The following is a 21,560-nucleotide window of genomic DNA, read 5'->3' as shown; positions in this document are numbered from 1 at the left end:
ACGCTTCTTTAAGGTAAGGAGGTGATCCAACCGCAGGTTCCCCTACGGTTACCTTGTTACGACTTCACCCCAGTCATGAATCACAAAGTGGTAAGCGCCCTCCCGAAGGTTAAGCTACCTACTTCTTTTGCAACCCACTCCCATGGTGTGACGGGCGGTGTGTACAAGGCCCGGGAACGTATTCACCGTGGCATTCTGATCCACGATTACTAGCGATTCCGACTTCATGGAGTCGAGTTGCAGACTCCAATCCGGACTACGACGCACTTTATGAGGTCCGCTTGCTCTCGCGAGGTCGCTTCTCTTTGTATGCGCCATTGTAGCACGTGTGTAGCCCTGGTCGTAAGGGCCATGATGACTTGACGTCATCCCCACCTTCCTCCAGTTTATCACTGGCAGTCTCCTTTGAGTTCCCGGCCGGACCGCTGGCAACAAAGGATAAGGGTTGCGCTCGTTGCGGGACTTAACCCAACATTTCACAACACGAGCTGACGACAGCCATGCAGCACCTGTCTCACAGTTCCCGAAGGCACCAATCCATCTCTGGAAAGTTCTGTGGATGTCAAGACCAGGTAAGGTTCTTCGCGTTGCATCGAATTAAACCACATGCTCCACCGCTTGTGCGGGCCCCCGTCAATTCATTTGAGTTTTAACCTTGCGGCCGTACTCCCCAGGCGGTCGACTTAACGCGTTAGCTCCGGAAGCCACGCCTCAAGGGCACAACCTCCAAGTCGACATCGTTTACGGCGTGGACTACCAGGGTATCTAATCCTGTTTGCTCCCCACGCTTTCGCACCTGAGCGTCAGTCTTCGTCCAGGGGGCCGCCTTCGCCACCGGTATTCCTCCAGATCTCTACGCATTTCACCGCTACACCTGGAATTCTACCCCCCTCTACGAGACTCAAGCCTGCCAGTATCAGATGCAGTTCCCAGGTTGAGCCCGGGGATTTCACATCTGACTTAACAGACCGCCTGCGTGCGCTTTACGCCCAGTAATTCCGATTAACGCTTGCACCCTCCGTATTACCGCGGCTGCTGGCACGGAGTTAGCCGGTGCTTCTTCTGCGGGTAACGTCAATGAGCAAAGGTATTAACTTTACTCCCTTCCTCCCCGCTGAAAGTACTTTACAACCCGAAGGCCTTCTTCATACACGCGGCATGGCTGCATCAGGCTTGCGCCCATTGTGCAATATTCCCCACTGCTGCCTCCCGTAGGAGTCTGGACCGTGTCTCAGTTCCAGTGTGGCTGGTCATCCTCTCAGACCAGCTAGGGATCGTCGCCTAGGTGAGCCATTACCCCACCTACTAGCTAATCCCATCTGGGCACATCCGATGGCAAGAGGCCCGAAGGTCCCCCTCTTTGGTCTTGCGACGTTATGCGGTATTAGCTACCGTTTCCAGTAGTTATCCCCCTCCATCGGGCAGTTTCCCAGACATTACTCACCCGTCCGCCACTCGTCAGCGAAACAGCAAGCTGTTTCCTGTTACCGTTCGACTTGCATGTGTTAGGCCTGCCGCCAGCGTTCAATCTGAGCCATGATCAAACTCTTCAATTTAAAAGTTTGATGCTCAAAGAATTAAACTTCGTAATGAATTACGTGTTCACTCTTGAGACTTGGTATTCATTTATCGTCCGAGGACGTTAAGAATCCGTATCTTCGAGTGCCCACACAGATTGTCTGATAAATTGTTAAAGAGCAGTGCCGCTTCGCTTTTTCTCAGCGGCGCGGGGTGTGCATAATACGCTTTCCCGCTACAGAGTCAAGCATTTTTTTGCTTTTCTCTGCCGGAATTCTCAGGAGAATCCCGCTGACCCGGCGGCTTGTCTGCCGTTGTTCCGTGTCAGTGGTGGCGCATTATAGGGAGTTATTCTGAGCTGACAAGAGGAAATTTAAAATAATTTTCCGAATGCGCGTTTTTTATTCTTTATGCTTATTTCAGCGTCGGTTTGTCGGTTAAATGGGCAATTTCCCGGGCGAAATTCGCCACTTGCTCCCAATCGGTATAGACAACTTCTTTGCGCGTATCCGTTTCACCGCCTGACATCTTCATGATGAGCTTGATCATAAAGCGGTCGTACCAACGATAGCGGGGATAACGCAGCGCCCCGGCAATGACTGCACAGCGATCGGGACGCCATTGTGAGTTCATCAGAAACTTCCGCGCGTAGCTATTAGTCTGCACAGTACGCTTCTCCGGTTTACGCGCCACCAGGTTTACGGAGTAAAAGGCGCTCGGCATTGAGTTCAGCTGCGTCGCATGTTTTTTGACAAATTCCTGGAACGCAGAATGGTAGTGACCGTAGCGAATAGACGCTCCAATGACCACGCGATCGTAGTTTTCCCACTGTGGCTCTTCAATGCGGTGCACATTAGCGACATCCGCCTGTATCCCCAGTTCTTTCAATTCCGAAGCCAGGTAGGAGGCAATCTCGCGCGTTTGTCCGTCCCTTGTTGAGAAAAGAATTAATGTTTTCACGTATTACTCCATCATTCACGCCAGAAAGTCGGGGTAAAGAGCACCAGCAATGTAAACACCTCGAGACGACCAAACAACATATTGGCAATCAGGATCCATTTAGCCACCGGGTTCATGCTGGTAAAGTTATCAGCAACCACGCCAAGCCCCGGCCCCAGGTTATTCAATGTCGCCACAACCGAAGCAAAGGCAGAAAAGTCATCCACGCCCGTGGCGATAATCGCCAGCATACTGACAATAAACACCAATGCATAGGCGGAGAAAAATCCCCAAACGGCTTCGAGGATACGTTCCGGCAGTGCGCGATTCCCCAGCTTAATGCTGTAGACGGCGTTCGGATGCACCAGTCGTTTCAGCTCACGGTTCCCCTGTTTGAACAACAGCAAGATGCGGATCACTTTCAGGCCACCGCCCGTTGACCCGGCGCAACCGCCGATAAAAGCTGAACATAACAGCAGTACCGGCAAAAAGAGCGGCCAGCGGGCAATGCTGTCAGTCGTAAACCCAGCGGTTGTCGCCATCGACACCACCTGGAAAAACGCCTGGTTAATCGTCATCAGAGCCGAACTGTAGACATTATGAAACCACAGTACGAGTGTACAAATAACCACCAGCGTAAACTGTACGCCGATAAACATGCGAAATTCCGGATCGCGCCAGTAAACCTTCAGACTACGACCACTTAGCAGCGAGAAGTGCAGGCCATAGTTACAGCCGGAGATCAGCAGGAAGATAGCAATGATAGTGTTAATGGTCGGGCTATCGAAATAGCCAACGCTGGCATCATGGGTTGAGAAACCGCCAATGGCGATTGTCGCGAAGCTATGACCGATGGCATCAAAAGCATTCATTCCGGCAAACCACAGCGCCAGCGCACAGGCGACGGTCAGCAAGACATAAATCAGCCACAAGGTTTTCGCCGTTTCCGCAATACGCGGGCGCATTTTGTTATCTTTCAGCGGGCCGGGCATTTCCGCGCGATAGAGCTGCATCCCACCAACGCCGAGGATAGGTAGTATCGCGACTGCCAGCACGATGATCCCCATCCCGCCAAACCATTGCAGCATCTGGCGATAAAAAAGAATCGCATGAGGAAGTGAATCCAGCCCCACCAGCGTAGTGGCCCCCGTGGTAGTCAGGCCGGAGAAAGATTCAAAAAACGCATCGGTAATCGTGAGGTTCGGGCTTTCCGAGAAGATAAAAGGGAGCGCACCGACGCTACCCAGCACAGTCCAGAACAGCACCACTATCAGAAACCCTTCACGGGATTTCAGTTCGCCCTTCTCTTTGCGGTTCGGCCACCACAGCATTGAGCCAATGGCGAGGGCGACAAAAAAGGTCTGGGTAAAAGCGCGGCCAGCCCCATCCCGGTAAATGAGTGCTACCAGCCCAGGGATAATCATCGTCCCTGAAAATAAGATGACCAGTAGTCCAACGATTCGGGTAATGGCGCGAAAATGCATCTCTGCCGCTTCCTTAGTTCTGCAAAATGAAGTGGGGATTATTCTTCAATCGCTAACAATTGCAATGAACCACGGCTAAAATCCGCCAGCTTTGCGGAAAATTCAGCCACTTTCGCCGCCGGAAGCGCCACCCGCAGCAGAACGAATGCCTGATAATCACTGTTGATAATTTTGCCGTCACACTGCCCCAGCAACGCTTCAATGCCGGTTAACTGACTATATTCACATTGCAAAGTATATTCGGTTAATGGCGTCTTGCGTTGGGTCGTTAGCTGTCGCAGCGCCTGATTCACGCCGCCACCATACGCTTTCACTAACCCACCAGTGCCCAGCAAGATGCCACCGTAGTAGCGCACCACCACGGCGGTAATTTCCCCGACGCCGCTGCCCATTAGTTGGGCGAGCATCGGTTTACCTGCCGTTCCCGCAGGTTCCCCGTCATCAGAGAAACCCAGTTGTTGAGAATCGTCCGGTGCGCCAGCTACCCACGCCACGCAATGGTGGCGGGCATCTGGGTGCTCTGCCCGCACCGATTCAACAAACGCTTTCGCCGCCTCGACGCCATCGGTATGCGCCAACAGCGTAATGAAGCGGCTCTTTTTGATCTCTTCAACGACCGTGACCGGTGCCGCAGGAATTAACCAGCTTTCCATCACGCCAGTTTCAGATCCCGGGTCATGTTTTCCACGTTGTTTTCGTGGATCACCACGTTGTCTTCGATACGAATGCCGCCGAACGGTTTCAGTGCTTCAATTTTCTGCCAGTTGAAGTGTTTGCTGAACTGCCCTTCACGCCACGGCGCCAGCAGCGATTCGATGAAGTAGATACCCGGTTCGATGGTTAACACCATGCCTGGCTGGAGAATACGGGTGCAGCGCAGGTACGGATATTTTGCCGGTGCCGCGAGGTGCGTACCGCTATCATCCTGCATAAAACCGGCTACGTCATGCACCTGCAGGCCCAGCGGATGGCCGATACCGTGCGGCATAAACGGTCCGGTGAGATCGTTTTCGACCATCGCTTCTTCACTCATATCGGTGATGATTTGATGTTTACGCAGCAGTTTGGCGATGCGCTGATGGAACTGGATGTGGTAATCCACATAGCTTACGCCTGCTTTCATGGTGGCGATCAGCGCCAGTTGTTCATCATTTACGTCTTTCACCAGCTGTGCGTAGTCGTTGTCGCTTTTTGCCGACCAGGTACGGGTCAGGTCAGCCGCATAGCCGTTATATTCGGCCCCGGCATCCAGCAGGAAGCTGCGCATCTCTTCCGGCGCCTGATGATCCAGTTTGGTGTAATGCAGCACCGCAGCATGTTCGTTAAGCGCCACAATGTTGCTGTAAGGCACGTCGGTATCACGATGACCGGTCGCGGTCAGATAGGCAATATTGATATCGAACTCGCTCATGCCAGAACGGAACGCTTCTTCTGCCGCACGATGACCGTTGACCGCCATTTTCTGCGCTTCACGCATACAGGCCAGTTCGTACTCGGTTTTGAAGGAGCGGTAGTAATGCAGGTAGTCGATCACCCCTTTCGGGTTGATGTTGCTGGCCTCAATACCCAGTTGCAGCGCACGTTCCGGCACCGGACCGATATAACCGATATTGCCGCGCGCAGCAGGCAGCAGGCTACCAATGCCATCGGCTTTCGGCAGCGCGATCACTTCCACATCCTCAGTCCAGAAAGAGGTCGGCAAAGGTTCGACGTTGTGCCAGTAATCAACCGGCAGATAAAACCACAGTTTCGGCTTGTTCACGCCATCCACCAGCAGCCAGCAGTTTGGCACCTGAGTTACCGGCACCCACGCTTTGAATTGCGGGTTCACTTTAAACGGATAGGGATGATCGTCGAGAAAAACGTTGAACAGCTCGCCGGAGTGAATAAGTAACGCATCCAGCTTGAAGCGCGCCAGCGCATCGCGAGTCCGTTCTTGTAAGGTAGCTATATGATTTTTATAGAGTGAGGCCAGTGATTCCATTTTTTACCCTTCTGTTTTTTTGACCTTAAGTCTCCGCATCTTAGCACATCGTTCATACAGAGCGTGATTTCTGCCGAGCGTGATCGAATCGGCATTTCTTTAATCTTTTGTTTGCATATTTTTAACACAAAATACACACTCCATTTCATCTGGTACGACCAGATCACCTTGCGGATTCAGGAGACTGACATGCTTTACAAAGGCGACACCCTGTACCTTGACTGGCTGGAAGATGGCATTGCCGAACTGGTATTTGATGCCCCAGGTTCAGTTAATAAACTCGACACTTCGACCGTCGCCAGCCTCGGCGAGGCCATCGGCGTGCTGGAACAGCAATCAGATTTAAAAGGGCTGCTGCTGCGTTCGAACAAAGCGGCCTTTATCGTCGGTGCTGATATCACCGAATTTTTGTCCCTGTTCCTCGTTCCCGAAGAACAGTTAAGCCAGTGGCTGCATTTTGCCAATAGCGTGTTTAATCGCCTGGAAGATCTGCCGGTGCCGACCATTGCCGCCGTCAACGGCTACGCGCTGGGTGGTGGCTGTGAATGTGTACTGGCGACCGATTATCGTCTGGCAACGCCGGATCTGCGTATCGGTCTGCCGGAAACCAAACTGGGCATCATGCCGGGCTTTGGCGGTTCTGTACGTATGCCACGTATGCTGGGCGCTGACAGTGCGCTGGAAATCATTGCCGCCGGTAAAGATGTCGGCGCGGATCAGGCACTGAAAATCGGTCTGGTTGATGGCGTAGTCAAAGCAGAAAAACTACTTGAAGGCGCGATGGCGATTTTACGCCAGGCCATTAACGGCGACCTCGACTGGAAAGCGAAACGTCAGCCGAAGCTGGAACCGCTAAAACTGAGCAAGATTGAAGCCACCATGAGCTTCACCATCGCTAAAGGGATGGTCGCGCAAACGGCGGGGAAACATTATCCGGCCCCCATCACCGCAGTAAAAACTATTGAATCGGCTGCCCGTTTTGGCCGTGAAGAAGCCTTAAACCTGGAAAACAAAAGTTTTGTCCCGCTGGCGCATACCAACGAAGCTCGCGCACTGGTCGGCATTTTCCTTAACGATCAATATGTAAAAGGCAAAGCGAAGAAACTCACCAAAGACGTTGAAACCCCGAAACAGGCCGCTGTGCTGGGCGCAGGCATTATGGGGGGCGGCATTGCTTACCAGTCTGCGTGGAAGGGCGTGCCGGTGATCATGAAAGATATCAACGACAAGTCGTTAACCCTCGGCATGACTGAAGCCGCGAAACTGCTGAACAAGCAGCTTGAGCGCGGGAAGATCGATGGTCTGAAACTGGCTGGCGTGATCTCCACGATCCACCCAACGCTCGACTACGCCGGGTTTGACCGTGTGGATGTTGTGGTAGAAGCGGTTGTTGAAAACCCGAAAGTGAAAAAAACCGTACTGGCAGAAACCGAACAAAAAGTACGCCCGGATACCGTACTGGCCTCTAACACTTCAACCATTCCTATCAGCGAACTGGCCAACGCGCTGGAACGCCCGGAAAACTTCTGCGGTATGCACTTCTTTAACCCGGTGCACCGGATGCCGTTGGTGGAAATTATTCGCGGCGAGAAAAGCTCCGACGAAACCATCGCGAAAGTCGTCGCCTGGGCAAGCAAGATGGGCAAGACGCCGATTGTGGTGAACGACTGCCCCGGCTTCTTCGTTAACCGCGTACTGTTCCCCTACTTCGCTGGATTCGGCCAGTTGCTTCGCGACGGCGCGGACTTCCGCAAGATCGACAAAGTGATGGAAAAACAGTTTGGCTGGCCGATGGGTCCGGCATATCTGCTGGATGTCGTGGGGATTGATACCGCGCACCATGCTCAGGCCGTGATGGCAGCAGGCTTCCCGCAGCGGATGCAGAAAGATTATCGCGACGCCATCGACGCGCTGTTTGATGCCAACCGCTTTGGTCAGAAGAACGGCCTCGGTTTCTGGCGTTATAAAGAAGACAGCAAAGGCAAGCCGAAGAAAGAAGAAGATGCCGCCGTTGACGGCCTGCTGGCAGAAGTCAGCCAGCCGAAGCGCGATTTCAGCGAGGAAGAGATTATCGCCCGCATGATGATCCCGATGGTCAACGAAGTGGTCCGCTGTCTGGAAGAGGGCATTATCGCCACTCCGGCAGAAGCGGACATGGCGCTGGTCTACGGCCTGGGCTTCCCTCCGTTCCACGGCGGCGCGTTCCGCTGGCTGGACACCCTCGGCAGCGCGAAATATCTCGATATGGCACAGCAGTATCAGCACCTCGGCCCGCTGTATGAAGTGCCGGAAGGTCTGCGTAATAAAGCGCGTCATAACGAACCGTACTATCCCCCGGTTGAGCCAGCCCGTCCGGTTGGCGACCTGAAAACGGCTTAAGGAGTCACAATGGAACAGGTTGTCATTGTCGATGCAATTCGCACCCCGATGGGCCGTTCGAAGGGCGGTGCTTTTCGTAACGTGCGTGCGGAAGATCTCTCCGCTCATTTAATGCGTAGCCTGCTGGCGCGTAATCCGGCGCTGGAAGCGGCTACTCTCGACGATATTTACTGGGGGTGTGTGCAGCAGACGCTGGAGCAGGGTTTTAACATCGCCCGTAACGCTGCGCTGCTGGCAGAAGTGCCGCACTCTGTCCCTGCGGTGACCGTCAATCGCTTGTGTGGTTCATCCATGCAGGCACTGCATGACGCAGCACGGATGATCATGACCGGCGATGCGCAGGCATGTCTGGTCGGCGGCGTGGAGCATATGGGCCATGTGCCGATGAGCCACGGCGTCGATTTTCACCCCGGTCTTAGCCGTAATGTCGCCAAAGCGGCGGGCATGATGGGCTTAACGGCAGAAATGCTGGCGCGTATGCACGGTATCAGCCGTGAAATGCAGGATGCCTTTGCCGCGCGATCACACGCTCGCGCCTGGGCCGCCACACAGTCGGGCGCATTTAAAAATGAAATCATCCCGACCGGTGGTCACGATGTCGACGGCGTACTGAAACAGTTTAATTACGACGAAGTGATTCGCCCGGAAACCACCGTGGAAGCCCTCGCCACGCTGCGTCCGGCGTTTGATCCGGTCAGCGGTACGGTAACGGCGGGCACGTCCTCTGCTCTTTCCGATGGTGCAGCCGCCATGCTGGTAATGAGTGAAAGCCGCGCCCGTGAATTAGGTCTTAAGCCGCGCGCTCGCGTGCGTTCGATGGCGGTCGTTGGTTGTGACCCATCGATTATGGGTTACGGCCCGGTTCCGGCCTCTAAGCTGGCGTTGAAAAAAGCGGGGCTTTCTGCCAGCGACATCGGCGTGTTTGAAATGAACGAAGCCTTTGCCGCGCAGATCCTGCCGTGTATTAAAGATCTGGGGTTAATGGAGCAAATTGACGAGAAGATCAACCTCAACGGTGGTGCGATCGCGCTGGGTCATCCGCTGGGTTGTTCCGGTGCGCGTATCAGCACCACGCTGCTGAATCTGATGGAACGCAAAGACGTCCAGTTTGGTCTGGCGACGATGTGTATCGGCCTGGGTCAGGGCATTGCGACGGTGTTTGAGCGGGTTTAACCACTTGCCGGATGCGGCGTAAACGCCTTATCCGGCCTACGGTTCAGAACTATTTGTAGGCACGATAAGACGCAACAGCGTCGCATCGGGCATTGTTTGCCGGATGCAGCGTCGATGTAAATGCCACTGATTAACAGTTTAGTTGCCGTTCTTCCCGCCTGTCAGGGGCGGGTTTTTTTATGGCTTAGATAAACGCAAACGCATCGCCAAACAGGCGGTCTTCCCGCGCATTACGCTCACTGCAAAACAGGTCACGGGCGATTTTCGCCATCTCAAAACGTCCGGCAATGTAGATATCATGCTCTGCCAGCGTACCGTGATCCTGCAACACCGCCGTTAAAACCGTGCCAGTACGACCACGCCAGCCCGCTTCCGGTTGTTCAACCACCGGCACCACTTGCAGACCAGGATGCTTAAGCGAAAGCGCCTCAAGCTCGGAAAGATCATAAAGGTGCTGCTCTTCACGCCCGCCCCAGTAAATGGTGATATCACGATTGGGATTACGCGCCAGCGCCGTCAGCAAAATCGAACGGGCATAAGAGAACCCGGTGCCGCCCGCAATCAGAATCATCGGACGCTCTTCATCATCGCGCAGCCACGCATCACCGTGCGGAATATCGACCACGATTTGATGATCTTTGAGGATGCGATCCATGACTGCTTTCGCGTAAAGGTTGATTTCAGAAGCGCCAATATGCAGCTCAATGAAACCTTGTTCATTCGGCGTCGAGGCCATTGAGAACGGGCGTTTATCGCGCTCGTCCATCACTACCATCAAATACTGACCAGCACGAAAAGAAAAGGCCGCGTCTGGCACGATTCGGACACGATATACGGTATCCGTGATAGCTTCTACCGAGGTCACTTTACAGCTTAAGGTTGTCATGCGCTTTCTCTGTCGGATCGATAAATAGGGCAATACAAACGCGCCTCAGGCGCTTTTACCGTTGTTAAAAATAGCCAGTTCATCCCAGATTGCGTCAATACGCGCGACAACGTCCGGATCTTTTTTGATAGGACGCCCCCACTCGCGCTGGGTTTCCCCCGGCCATTTATTCGTGGCATCCAGCCCCATTTTTGAACCCAGCCCGGAAACAGGCGAGGCAAAATCCAGGTAATCAATGGGTGTATTTTCTACCAGAACGGTATCCCGCGCCGGGTCCATACGGGTAGTAATCGCCCAAATCACATCATTCCAGTCGCGTGCGTTGACATCATCATCGCAAACGATCACAAATTTGGTGTACATAAACTGGCGTAAGAACGACCAGACGCCCATCATGACGCGCTTCGCGTGCCCGGCGTATTGCTTTTTGATCGTCACAACCGCCAGACGATAGGAACAGCCTTCCGGCGGCAGGTAAAAATCGACAATTTCCGGGAATTGTTTTTGTAGAATCGGCACGAACACTTCGTTCAACGCCACACCCAGTACCGCAGGTTCATCCGGCGGACGACCAGTATAGGTGGAGTGGTAAATCGCATCTTCACGCTGAGTAATATGCGTCACGGTAAATACCGGGAAACTATCGACTTCATTATAGTAACCGGTGTGGTCGCCATACGGCCCTTCTGGCGCCGTTTCGCCTTGTTCGATATACCCTTCCAGCACAATTTCCGCACTGGCGGGCACTTCAAGGTCATTGGAGATACACTTCACCACTTCGGTTTTGGTGCCGCGTAGTAATCCGGCAAATGCATACTCTGAAAGCGTATCTGGAACGGGCGTGACTGCACCGAGAATTGTGGCGGGATCAGCACCCAGCGCCACAGAAACCGGGAAACGTTCGCCCGGATGCACCGCACACCACTCCTGGAAATCCAGCGCGCCGCCGCGATGCGACAACCAGCGCATAATCAGCTTGTTTTTACCAATCAACTGCTGGCGATAAATGCCCAGATTCTGCCGCTCTTTGTGCGGGCCACGCGTTACGGTCAACCCCCAGGTAATCAGCGGAGCGGCATCTTCCGGCCAGCAGGTCATAATGGGAATGCGGTTAAGATCGACATCCTCGCCGGAGACGATTTTTTGCTGACAAGGCGCACCACGTAACCGTTTCGTTGGCATGTTCAACACCTGCTTAAACTGCGGCAGCTTATCAAACAGGTCGCGGAAACCTTTTGGCGGCTCCGGCTCTTTCAGAAACGCTAATAATTTACCGACTTCACGTAGCGCCGAAACATCTTCCTGCCCCATGCCCATCGCCACGCGCTTCGGCGTACCGAACAGGTTGCACAGCACCGGCATCGAGTACCCTTTAGGGTTTTCGAACAACAGCGCAGGCCCACCGGCACGCAATGTGCGGTCAGCAATTTCAGTGATTTCCAGATGCGGATCCACCGGGAGCGTGATACGTTTTAGCTCACCCTGCTGTTCAAGCAGAGTCAGGAAGTCGCGTAAATCGTTATATTTCATGGCGTCCATTGTAGCCTCTTAATCTGCGCCCATTATACGGCGTTCATCTTCGCGATGCTGTAAATTTGTTAAATTAGCGTGAACTCAGGCGCTATAACGCAAACCGGGGAATATAATTAACTTAACGCATCGCTTTTGCTATTCTTGCGCCCCGATTAAACGGATAAGAGTCATTATGCAATCCTGGTATTTACTGTACTGCAAGCGCGGGCAACTTCAACGTGCCCAGGAACACCTCGAAAGACAGGCCGTTAATTGCCTGGCACCGATGATCACCCTGGAAAAAATCGTGCGTGGCAAACGTACCGCAGTCAGTGAGCCGTTGTTCCCCAACTACCTGTTTGTGGAATTTGATCCAGAAGTGATTCATACCACTACCATCAACGCCACACGTGGTGTCAGCCACTTCGTGCGCTTTGGTGCATCGCCAGCGATAGTCCCATCGGCTGTGATTCATCAGCTGTCGGTGTATAAACCGGAAGACATTGTCGATCCGGCAACGCCATATCCAGGTGATAAGGTGATTATTACCGAAGGCGCATTCGAAGGTTTTCAGGCCATTTTCACCGAACCCGACGGCGAGGCACGCTCCATGCTATTGCTTAATCTTATCAATAAAGAAATTAAGCACAGCGTGAAGAACACTGAGTTCCGCAAACTCTAGAACGCAATCCCAAACAGCGTTTTGACATTGGCATCTGTGGTGGCCGCCAGCCACGCAGCATCCTCCCCTCGCCAGTGCGCAATACGTTGCACAATATGAGGCAGATAAGCAGGCTCGTTACGCCGGGATGATGGCTTTGGCGTGAGATCGCGCGGGAGTAAATACGGTGCATCGGTTTCGATCAGCAATTTCTCCGCCGGAATAAATGGCAACAGATCACGCAATTCCAGCCCGCGTCGTTCATCGCAAACCCAACCAGTAATGCCGATATAAATCCCACGCGCCACGCACGCCTGCATCTCTTCGCGTGTGCCGGTAAAGCAATGAAGAACCGCACCAGGCAGTTTATTCAGCCACGGCTCCAGCAATGTCATAAACCGCTCATGGGCATCGCGACAGTGCATAAATACCGGCATGTTTAATTCTGCGGCAATACGTAGCTGGGCAACAAAAGCGCGTTCCTGCTCTTCCGGCGTAGAAAAGTTGCGGTTAAAGTCGAGACCACACTCACCAATCGCCACTACTTCTGGCAGCGCGGCCAGTTCAATAATTGCTTCTTCGGTCGCGGCTTGCCACTGGCTGCTGTCATGAGGATGCACGCCCGCCGTTGACCAACAGTGCGGATACTGACGCGCCAGTTTTTGTGCCTGCTGGCTTTCACGCAGGTTAGTGCCGGTGATGAGTAGCCCATCAACTCCCGCGTCAAAAGCGCGCTCTACAACATCACCACGGTCTTTCGCAAATTGTGAACTGGTCAAATTAACGCCGATATCAAACATCCTGCACTCCATATGACAACCGCCCTGACGGGCGGTTGAATTTATTCTTCAGTTTTTTCGCTTTCAGCGTCGTTTTCTTCTTCCCGGTTTCGGCCTTTACCAACGTAAAAGCGGGAGAAGAAGACACCGATTTCAAACAGGCAGTACATCGGGATCGCCAGCAGCGTTTGCGAGAAGACATCCGGCGGCGTCAGCAGCATCCCAACGACGAATGCGCCAACCAGCACATACGGGCGTTTTTTGCGTAAGTCTTCTGGCGAGGTAATCCCCATCCAGCACAGCAGCACAATGGCAACCGGCACTTCAAACGAAACACCAAACGCCATAAACAACGCCATAACGAAGCTTAAGTAGCTGGCGATGTCGGTGGATACCTGTACCCCTTCCGGCGCGGTATTGGCGAGGAAGCCAAATGCCAGTGGAAAGACCACGAAGTAGGCGAACGCCATGCCGATATAAAACAGCAAAGAGCTGGAAACCAGCAGAGGCACCACCAGGCGACGTTCGTGCTTATACAACGCCGGGGCGATAAACGCCCACACCTGATAGAGAATCACCGGCGCTGACAGAATCAGCGACACCATAAAGGTCAGCTTGATCGGCGTAAAAAACGGCGAGGCCACATCGGTGGCGATCATCGTTGAACCTTGCGGCAATTGCTTGATCAACGGCGCGGATACCAGGTGATAGATATCATTGGCGAAATAGACCAGGCACAGAAATATCACGATCACCGCGATAATGCAGTTCAGCAGACGCTTACGCAGCTCAATCAGATGCGTGATAAGCGGTTGAGTATCTTCTACAGACATGTTTACGGTTTATCACTCGACGAAGGGGAAGGTGCAGCGGTTTTCGGTTCAGCGTCCGCAACAGGTTTTACCACCGGCTCTGGCGTGGTTTCTGGCTTCTGTTCCGGCGAACTGGCCTGCGTTTGTGCAGCGGCAGGGGTTACTCCCTCATGCGCAGCTTCATTATCTTTCACCACCGGATTATGGATGGTGTGCGCTTCATCACTCGCCTTTTCAGGATCGTTTGCAACATAGGAACGCTTCATCGATTCTGCAGCCTGGCGTAGTTCATCCATTGACGCTTTCAGTTCAGGCGTCAGGTTGGTCAGGCTTGCCTTTTCAACCTTTTTCAGGCTGTCCTGAAACTCCTGGAGTTTTAACTCCTGGGTCAGTTCGTTCTGCACCGTTGTCGCCAGTGAACGCAACGCGCGAATCCAGCCCGCTACCGTTTTTACCGCCACAGGCAGTCGTTGCGGCCCCAGAACGACGAGGCCGATGATGAATACCAATAGCAGTTCGCTAAAACCGATATCAAACACGGATTACACCTGCTCTTTATCGTGGCGCTTCGCGTCTTCTGTTTTAGCCTGTTCCTGATTCGTATCCGCCTGCTTATCGGCGATAGTTTTTGCAGTAAAATCAGCATCCTGACTGGTTTTATCCTGCTTTGGTTCATCATCGCTCATTGCTTTTTTAAAGCCTTTAATTGATGCACCAAGATCGGAACCGATGGAGCCGAGCTTTTTGGTGCCAAAAAGCAGTACAACGATGACGGCAATAATCAATAACTGCCAAATACTGATACCACCCATACATGTTCCTCTGTGGTAGATGATGATTAAACAAGGCCGCATTATACGTTACACGGCCCGCCTTGAGCGATGAAAAAATCAGCGTGTTTTGCGCCAACCGACAAACCAGGCGATCAGACCACCTGCCATTAACCAGCCGGGCATCAGCCCCCATTCCGGTCGGCTGACCAACAAGAATGTGCCGCTTAATACTAACGTCGCGCCAATTCCGAGAAAATAACGCGATTGTCCCTGACGTACATGATTTGCCTGAAGCTCGCGGGCAATCTTATCAACACTGTGCTGTAAATACTTGCCCTGGCGCAAACTGTCGTAAACCAGTTCAGGCAGTTCTGGCATTTTTTCGACCCAGAACGGCGCTTTTTCTTTAAATGCTCTCACCAGCGCAGGAATACCAACCTGATCTTTAATCCATGACTCGAGAAAAGGCTTCGCCGTTTTCCATAAATCGAGCTGCGGATAAAGCTGGCGTCCTACCCCTTCGATGTAGAGCAAGGTTTTCTGGAGTAACACCAGTTGCGGCTGTACTTCCATATTGAAACGACGCGCCGTATTAAACAGATTTAACAGCACATGTCCAAATGAAATTTCTGCCAGCGGTTTCTCAAAAATAGGTTCACAGACAGTACGAATGGCAAATTCGAACTCTTCAACGTTGGTATCTGGTGGCACCCAGCCAGAATCGACGTGTAGCTCTGCCACTTTGCGATAGTCGCGATTAAAGAAGGCGATAAAGTTTTCCGCCAGATAGCGTTTATCTTCTTTGTTTAACGAGCCGACAATCCCGCAATCAATACCAATATACTTCGGATTTTCCGGGTGTTCGAAGCTTACGAAGATGTTGCCAGGGTGCATATCGGCATGGAAAAAGCTGTCGCGAAAGACCTGAGTGAAGAACACCTGCACACCGCGTTCCGCCAACAATTTCATGTTGGTGCCGTTTTTCTCCAGCGTCGCGACATCCGAAACTGGAATGCCATAGATACGCTCCATCACCATCATCCCTTCACTGCAATAGTCAGGGTAAACTTCCGGGATGTAGAGCATCGGGCTATTTTCGAAATTACGCCGAAGCTGAATGGCGTTGGCAGATTCCCGCAGCAAATTCAGTTCATCAATCAACGTCTTTTCGTACTCGCGCACCACTTCGGTTGGACGCAGACGGCGACCATCCGGCAGTAAACGCGGCACCCAACGAGCCAGACGATAGATGAGTTTCAGATCCGCTTTTATGACCGGCAAAATATCCGGGCGAATGACTTTAATCACCACCTCTTTGCCATTCGATTTCAACCGAGCAGTATGTACCTGTGCTACGGAAGCCGATGCCAGCGGCTTAATGTCAAAATCATCAAACCACGCTTCCACCGGCAGACCGCCCATCGCCGCTTCAATTTGTGCTTTCGCCAGTTCGCCGTCAAAAGGCGCGACTTTATCCTGCAAGAGCGCCAGTTGGTCAGCAATATGCGGCGGAAAAAGGTCACGGCGGGTCGATAGCATCTGTCCAAACTTGATCCATACCGGACCCAGTTCTTGCAGCGCCAGTCGCAGTCGTTCACCTAATGGTTTGTCTTTATGCCGATTCGGCATCCAGAATAATGAGTATCGCCATAACCGCAACGGCAAAGTGATACGCATTTTAGGGATCAGTTCATCAAGTCCGTAACTTAAAAAAGTGCGAATGATGAAATACAGGCGCCGTACTTCACCTGGCGTCATTAAACTGCCTCCAGTTTTTCCAGCCGTTTGGTTAGCGCATCGACGGCTCGCTCAACGGCGGATGTCTCTTCCGCAAACCAGGCCACTTCAAGCGGACCAGGTGCCATACGCCACTCTTCAGTAATGGCTTCCGCCACGTAGCGTTGCTGGCGTTGAATACCGTGATGCAGGAACTTCGCGCCACCACGCAGGGCTTTGCTAATGCCTTCGGCGGCGATATCACCCGTATAAGGTGCCAGCAGTTCCGCTGGGTCGAACTCCGCCAGATCTGCCAGCGCAACAAAGTTTTGCACCACCTGAATATCGCCCTGCACTTCCAGCTCACCGCTACGAATCAGTGCAGCAAGCTGCTGGCGATCGCGAAGTTTCGGCAACACGCTGGCATAAGCGATAACAGTGCAGTCAGCATCGCCTGCCCATTCTCCCAGTACATCGACCTGACGTTCGCTGAACACCAGAATCAACGATGTCGAAAAGCCTTTTACCTCCACGCGCAATACTTTACCCAGCAGACGCGAGCGGGCGGTTTTCAGCGCGGGTGAGCGATACAGGAAGGTGTTGAGCAGACTTTCGATTCCTGCCGTCACTAAAGGTTTAAAAGGCATTTCCGGTCTCCTGTCAGAACTTATAACCACGATGCAGCGCCACAACGCCAGCCGTCAGGTTGTAATAATCGACACTTTCGAATCCGGCATCTTGCATCATGGCTTTCAGAGTATCCTGATCGGGATGCATACGGATGGATTCAGCCAGATAACGGTAGCTGTCGGCGTCATTCGCGACCAGCGAGCCAATACGCGGCAGAACATGGAAGGAGTAAGCGTCATAAGCTTTGCTTAACGGCTCGATAATCGGTTTCGAGAACTCAAGCACCAGCAGGCGGCCGCCGGGTTTCAGCACGCGATACATTGAACGTAGTGCTTTATCTTTGTCGGTGACGTTACGCAGACCAAACGAAATGGTGATGCAATCAAAGGTGTTATCCGGGAACGGCAGCGCCTCGGCGTTCGCCTGAACATACTCAACGTTGCCAATCACACCGATATTACGCAGTTTCTCGCGCCCCATTTTGAGCATGGATTCATTGATATCGGCGAGGACCACCTTACCCGTTTCACCGACCAGGCGAGAGAATTTCGCTGTCAGATCGCCGGTGCCGCCAGCCAGATCCAGTACAGTCTGCCCACGGCGTACGCCGCTGCAATCGATCGTGAAACGCTTCCACAAACGATGAATACCAAATGACATCAAATCATTCATAACATCGTATTTCGATGCCACGGAATGGAAAACGTGGGCGACCATATCCGCTTTTTGCTCTTTCGCGACGGTCTGAAAACCAAAGTGCGTCGTTTCTTGTGACTTATCCACCATCTCAATGCCTGCTCATCAAAAAATTGTTCCAGAAGTGTAACAGATTGGGCGTCGATGCCCTAGATTTCTACCCGGCGTAACTACCCCCAATGGGCTAGCGCGACTGCTGATTATATTCATCATCGCGTTGATAAGCTTCATCATTCGGCTGCCCCGGAACCGACCGCAGTCGATACTCTTCATCCTGACTCACCGCCTGTTCAGCCAAATCCGGATTAATCTCGCGTTTAATTTCTACCCCTAAACCGCGAAACGCTTCTGCCTGCGCCAGCACATTTCCGCGACCTGAAGAGAGTTTTTTCATTGCCTGACGATAGTTATCCTGCGCTTTGTCCAGACTTTGACCTATCGCAGACATATCATCGACAAACAAACGCATCTTGTCGTACAGCTTGCTGGCGCGATCGGCGATTTGCTGGGCGTTGCGACTTTGATGCTCATAACGCCAGAGATTGGCGATAGTACGCAACGCCACCAGCAGCGTGGTCGGGCTAACCAGCATGATATTGTTTTTCAACGCTTCGGTTATCAGCTCCGGCTGGCGGTCAAGCGCCAGTAAAAACGCAGGTTCGACGGGGATAAACATCAGCACGTAATCCAGCGTTCTTAGCCCTGGTAGCTGTTGATAATCTTTACGCCCCAGCAAGCGGATATGGTTACGCACCGACGCGATATGTTCCTGCAATGCACTTTCGCGGGTGTAGTCGTCTTCCGCGTTGAAGTAGCGTTCATAAGCGACCAGCGTCATTTTGGCGTCGATCACCACGTCTTTCCCCTGCGGTAGCCGCACGATGACATCCGGCTGCATCCGCGAGCGGGCGTCATTTTCGATACTCACCTGGGTTTCGTATTCATACCCTTTACGCAAGCCAGATGCCTCCAGTACTCGCGTTAATACCACTTCGCCCCAGTTGCCCTGGGTTTTATTGTCGCCTTTCAGCGCACGCGTCAGGTTGATTGCCTCCTGGGCCATTTGCGCGTTGAGCTGCTGGAGATTGCGAATTTCGTGGGTCAGAGTATGGCGTTCTTGTGCTTCTTTACCGAAGCTGTCCTGAACCTGACGGCGAAAACCGTCCAGTTGTTCACGCAGCGGCGACAACAGGCTGTTCAGGCTCTGACGGTTTTGCTCATCAACGCGGCGATTGCTGTGCTCGAAAATACGGTTGGCGAGGTTTTCAAACTGCTCGCTCAAACGCTGCTCGCTGTTAATCATCTGGCGAATTTTATCGTCAGCGTGTTGCTGTGCGGCCTCCATCCGCGTGGTCACTTCACGCAGATCGGCCTCCAGCGAGGTGTTAATACTTTGCAGGCTGCGCACTTCGTTATTGAGTAATTCACACTCTGTGCGCCAGTGTTCACTTTGGGTAATTTGTTGTTTTGCCGCGCTTAACTCCGCGACCATCTCTTCACGTTCAGCTAATTGCTCGGCTTTTTGCTGCGCATGTTGATAACTGGCAAACAGCCAGCCGATGGCCACACTGACCAGCGCAATAATGGCATAAACAATGATTGAGAAATCCACAAAGCCTCCTGACGCAACAACTTACCCGCACAAAATAGAATTGTGCTGTACAAACGTCCAGTTGGAAAGGCATTTCCTGCGAGGCGCTACGCAAAAATACAAAAGGCCGAACGCGTCGGCCTTCAGACAGGAGAAGAGAATTACAACAGACGACGCGCCGCTTCCACCACGATTTTCACCGCATGGCTTTCGGTTTGTTTCATCGTCTCAGCATTCGGGATCTCTTGCTGAGTGCGGTTAACGATAACGCCCGCCACCATACCAGCACGCAGGCCCTGACTTGCACACATGGTCAGCAGAGTCGCAGATTCCATTTCATAGTTCATCACGCCCATCGCCTGCCACTCTTCCATAGAACCTTTAAAGTGACGGACTACGCGACCAGAGTAAGTATCGTAACGTTCCTGACCTGGGTAGAAGGTATCAGAAGAAGCAGTCACGCCAACGTGAGTTGTCACGCCAATAGATTTCGCAGCTTCAACCAGCGCAGTCGTACATTCGAAATCAGCGACAGCCGGGAATTCCAGCGGTGCGAAGTGCAGGCTCGCGCCATCCAGACGGACAGACGCCGTGGTAACCAGGACATCACCCACATTAATATGCGGCTGAATAGCGCCCGTTGTACCGATACGCAGGAAGGTGCGAATGCCCAGCTGTGCCAGCTCTTCAACAGCAATAGAGGTAGACGGGCCGCCGATACCGGTAGAGCAGACGATAACAGGTTTACCATCCAGCTCTGCACGCCAGGTGGTGAATTCGCGGTGAGATGCCAGCTTAACCGGCTTATCCATCAGCGCGGCGATCTTTTCCACACGATCCGGGTCGCCAGGGACGATGGCAAGCGTAGCCCCTTGTAAATCGTTTTTAGTGAGGCCGAGATGAAAAACATCAGACTTGGACATATACAACTCCTCTGTGAATCGGTTTAGTCAGAAGAAGCAAAAAGACACTTTACCGAAGGGTTTAACATTTTTTCGTGATACTCATCACCATGACGCAAATGCGTTGCATAAATTTACCCACCAAAAGTGATTCAAATCACATAAATCACTCTTCATTCTGCAGGACTGCATAAAAGATGAGCCGATTCAGGCAATGTGATTTGTTGCATGCTGACTATAGTTAACATTGCGCAACATTTTTATAAGGGTACGGAGAATACCATGGCAACAACACAACAACCTGGATTTGCACCTGCTGCATCGCCTCTCGCTTCGACCATCGTTCAGACCCCGGACGACGCGATTGTGGCGGGCTTCACCTCTATCCCTTCACAAGGGGATAACATGCCTGCTTACCATGCCAGACCAAAGCAAAGCGATGGCCCACTGCCAGTGGTCATTGTAGTGCAGGAAATTTTTGGCGTGCATGAACATATCCGCGACATTTGTCGCCGTCTGGCGCTGGAGGGGTATCTGGCTATCTCACCAGAACTCTACTTCCGCGAAGGCGATCCTAATGATTTCGCCGATATTCCCACGTTGCTAAGCGGTCTGGTGGCAAAAGTGCCTGACTCGCAGGTGCTGGCCGATCTCGATCATGTCGCCAGTTGGGCGTCCCGCAACGGCGGCGACGTCCATCGCTTAATGATTACCGGATTTTGCTGGGGCGGACGTATCACCTGGCTATATGCCGCGCATAACCCGCAACTGAAAGCGGCAGTGGCGTGGTACGGCAAACTGACGGGCGATAAGTCGCTGAACTCACCGAAACAACCTGTTGATATCGCAACCGATCTCAACGCGCCGGTTCTCGGCTTATATGGTGGTCAGGATAACAGCATTCCGCAGGAGAGCGTTGAAACCATGCGCCAGGCGCTGCGGGCTGCTAATGCGAAAGCAGAGATTATCGTGTACCCGGACGCCGGTCATGCGTTTAACGCCGATTATCGCCCGAGCTATCATGCCGCATCTGCAAAAGATGGCTGGCAGCGTATGCTGGAGTGGTTTAAGCAGTATGGTGGGAAGAAGTCGCTGTAATGAGAAAAGACCGGGTGGCATTGCCAC

Annotated in this window: 19 protein-coding genes and 1 rRNA gene; 4 read left to right on the top strand and 16 right to left on the bottom strand. The window is 52.8% G+C overall.

The annotated features are described in order from the left end of the window. Positions 1–14: 14 nt before the first annotated feature. From WC5_RS14380 to pepQ, 5 genes are all read right to left on the bottom strand, one after another. Positions 15–1,556, bottom strand: a 16S ribosomal RNA gene (locus WC5_RS14380). Positions 1,557–1,932: 376 nt separating this feature from the next. Then, positions 1,933–2,478, bottom strand: a complete 546-nt coding sequence (hemG, locus tag WC5_RS14385; protein WP_000853955.1) for a menaquinone-dependent protoporphyrinogen IX dehydrogenase — start codon at positions 2,476–2,478, stop codon at positions 1,933–1,935. An 11-nt stretch (positions 2,479–2,489) separates the two neighbouring features. Beyond that, the gene (gene trkH, locus WC5_RS14390) at positions 2,490–3,941 is read right to left on the bottom strand and encodes a Trk system potassium transporter TrkH (RefSeq protein WP_000545681.1); all 1,452 of its coding nucleotides are present in this window, start codon (positions 3,939–3,941) and stop codon (positions 2,490–2,492) included. A gap of 38 nt (positions 3,942–3,979) precedes the next feature. After that, positions 3,980–4,594 carry an IMPACT family protein gene (locus WC5_RS14395; RefSeq protein ID WP_001295262.1) on the bottom strand — a complete coding sequence of 205 codons (615 nt, stop codon included), beginning with the start codon at positions 4,592–4,594 and terminating at the stop codon, positions 3,980–3,982. Next, entirely contained in the window at positions 4,594–5,925 is a 1,332-nt protein-coding gene (gene pepQ / locus WC5_RS14400) for a Xaa-Pro dipeptidase (protein ID WP_000444561.1), read from the bottom strand. The genes WC5_RS14395 and pepQ overlap by 1 nt, the downstream gene beginning before the upstream one ends. A gap of 189 nt (positions 5,926–6,114) precedes the next feature. Here pepQ and fadB point away from each other — a divergent pair, with 189 nt between their 5' ends. Together fadB and fadA are read left to right on the top strand one after the other, a co-directional pair. Further along, a complete protein-coding gene (gene fadB, locus WC5_RS14405; protein ID WP_000966018.1) occupies positions 6,115–8,304 on the top strand; it encodes a fatty acid oxidation complex subunit alpha FadB in 2,190 nt (729 codons plus the stop codon). 9 nt (positions 8,305–8,313) lie between these two features. Next, positions 8,314–9,477, top strand: coding sequence for an acetyl-CoA C-acyltransferase FadA (gene fadA, locus WC5_RS14410; protein ID WP_000438769.1), 1,164 nt, complete (start codon positions 8,314–8,316; stop codon positions 9,475–9,477). A gap of 184 nt (positions 9,478–9,661) precedes the next feature. Here the strand turns inward: fadA and fre are convergent, their stop codons facing one another. After that, positions 9,662–10,363 (bottom strand): NAD(P)H-flavin reductase, encoded by a 702-nt coding sequence (fre, locus tag WC5_RS14415; protein ID WP_010352530.1) that lies wholly within the window; start codon positions 10,361–10,363, stop codon positions 9,662–9,664. A gap of 45 nt (positions 10,364–10,408) precedes the next feature. Further along, a complete protein-coding gene (gene ubiD / locus WC5_RS14420) occupies positions 10,409–11,902 on the bottom strand; it encodes a 4-hydroxy-3-polyprenylbenzoate decarboxylase (protein ID WP_000339816.1) in 1,494 nt (497 codons plus the stop codon). 166 nt (positions 11,903–12,068) lie between these two features. On the opposite strand from ubiD, the gene rfaH reads away from it, so the two are divergent. Then, positions 12,069–12,557 carry a transcription/translation regulatory transformer protein RfaH gene (gene rfaH / locus WC5_RS14425; RefSeq protein WP_001192392.1) on the top strand — a complete coding sequence of 163 codons (489 nt, stop codon included), beginning with the start codon at positions 12,069–12,071 and terminating at the stop codon, positions 12,555–12,557. Here rfaH and tatD read toward each other — a convergent pair. From tatD to udp, 9 genes are all read right to left on the bottom strand, one after another. Further along, entirely contained in the window at positions 12,554–13,336 is a 783-nt protein-coding gene (gene tatD, locus WC5_RS14430) for a 3'-5' ssDNA/RNA exonuclease TatD (RefSeq protein ID WP_010352529.1), read from the bottom strand. The two genes, rfaH and tatD, sit on opposite strands and share 4 nt — an antisense overlap. Before the next feature lie 41 nt (positions 13,337–13,377). Beyond that, positions 13,378–14,148: a Sec-independent protein translocase subunit TatC gene (gene tatC, locus WC5_RS14435; protein ID WP_000109945.1), complete on the bottom strand. Its 771-nt coding sequence runs from the start codon at positions 14,146–14,148 to the stop codon at positions 13,378–13,380. Between the two features lie 2 nt (positions 14,149–14,150). Beyond that, complete coding sequence (gene tatB / locus WC5_RS14440) at positions 14,151–14,666, bottom strand: Sec-independent protein translocase protein TatB (protein ID WP_000459596.1); 516 nt, start codon at positions 14,664–14,666, stop codon at positions 14,151–14,153. A gap of 3 nt (positions 14,667–14,669) precedes the next feature. Next, positions 14,670–14,939: a Sec-independent protein translocase subunit TatA gene (gene tatA, locus WC5_RS14445; RefSeq protein WP_001295260.1), complete on the bottom strand. Its 270-nt coding sequence runs from the start codon at positions 14,937–14,939 to the stop codon at positions 14,670–14,672. Between the two features lie 78 nt (positions 14,940–15,017). Continuing rightward, positions 15,018–16,658: a ubiquinone biosynthesis regulatory protein kinase UbiB gene (gene ubiB / locus WC5_RS14450; RefSeq protein WP_000187538.1), complete on the bottom strand. Its 1,641-nt coding sequence runs from the start codon at positions 16,656–16,658 to the stop codon at positions 15,018–15,020. Beyond that, on the bottom strand, positions 16,658–17,263 hold the full coding sequence (ubiJ, locus tag WC5_RS14455; protein ID WP_001116107.1) for a ubiquinone biosynthesis protein UbiJ: 606 nt from the start codon (positions 17,261–17,263) through the stop codon (positions 16,658–16,660). Before ubiJ ends, ubiB begins: the two co-directional genes overlap by 1 nt. 13 nt (positions 17,264–17,276) lie before the next feature. After that, a complete protein-coding gene (ubiE, locus tag WC5_RS14460) occupies positions 17,277–18,032 on the bottom strand; it encodes a bifunctional demethylmenaquinone methyltransferase/2-methoxy-6-polyprenyl-1,4-benzoquinol methylase UbiE (RefSeq protein WP_000227958.1) in 756 nt (251 codons plus the stop codon). A gap of 94 nt (positions 18,033–18,126) precedes the next feature. Beyond that, positions 18,127–19,554 carry a DNA recombination protein RmuC gene (rmuC, locus tag WC5_RS14465; protein ID WP_000347693.1) on the bottom strand — a complete coding sequence of 476 codons (1,428 nt, stop codon included), beginning with the start codon at positions 19,552–19,554 and terminating at the stop codon, positions 18,127–18,129. A gap of 140 nt (positions 19,555–19,694) precedes the next feature. Further along, complete coding sequence (udp, locus tag WC5_RS14470) at positions 19,695–20,456, bottom strand: uridine phosphorylase (RefSeq protein ID WP_000045184.1); 762 nt, start codon at positions 20,454–20,456, stop codon at positions 19,695–19,697. A 261-nt stretch (positions 20,457–20,717) separates the two neighbouring features. Between udp and WC5_RS14475 the strand changes: the two genes are divergently transcribed. After that, positions 20,718–21,533 carry a dienelactone hydrolase family protein gene (locus tag WC5_RS14475; RefSeq protein ID WP_016231529.1) on the top strand — a complete coding sequence of 272 codons (816 nt, stop codon included), beginning with the start codon at positions 20,718–20,720 and terminating at the stop codon, positions 21,531–21,533. The last annotated feature ends 27 nt before the right edge of the window (positions 21,534–21,560 follow it).

Origin of the sequence: Escherichia sp. KTE114, from assembly GCF_000407765.1 — a bacterium.
Classification (GTDB): domain Bacteria; phylum Pseudomonadota; class Gammaproteobacteria; order Enterobacterales; family Enterobacteriaceae; genus Escherichia; species Escherichia ruysiae.
The sequence above is the reverse complement of the archived record's forward strand: the minus strand, read 5'-3'. Positions and strand labels throughout refer to the sequence as shown.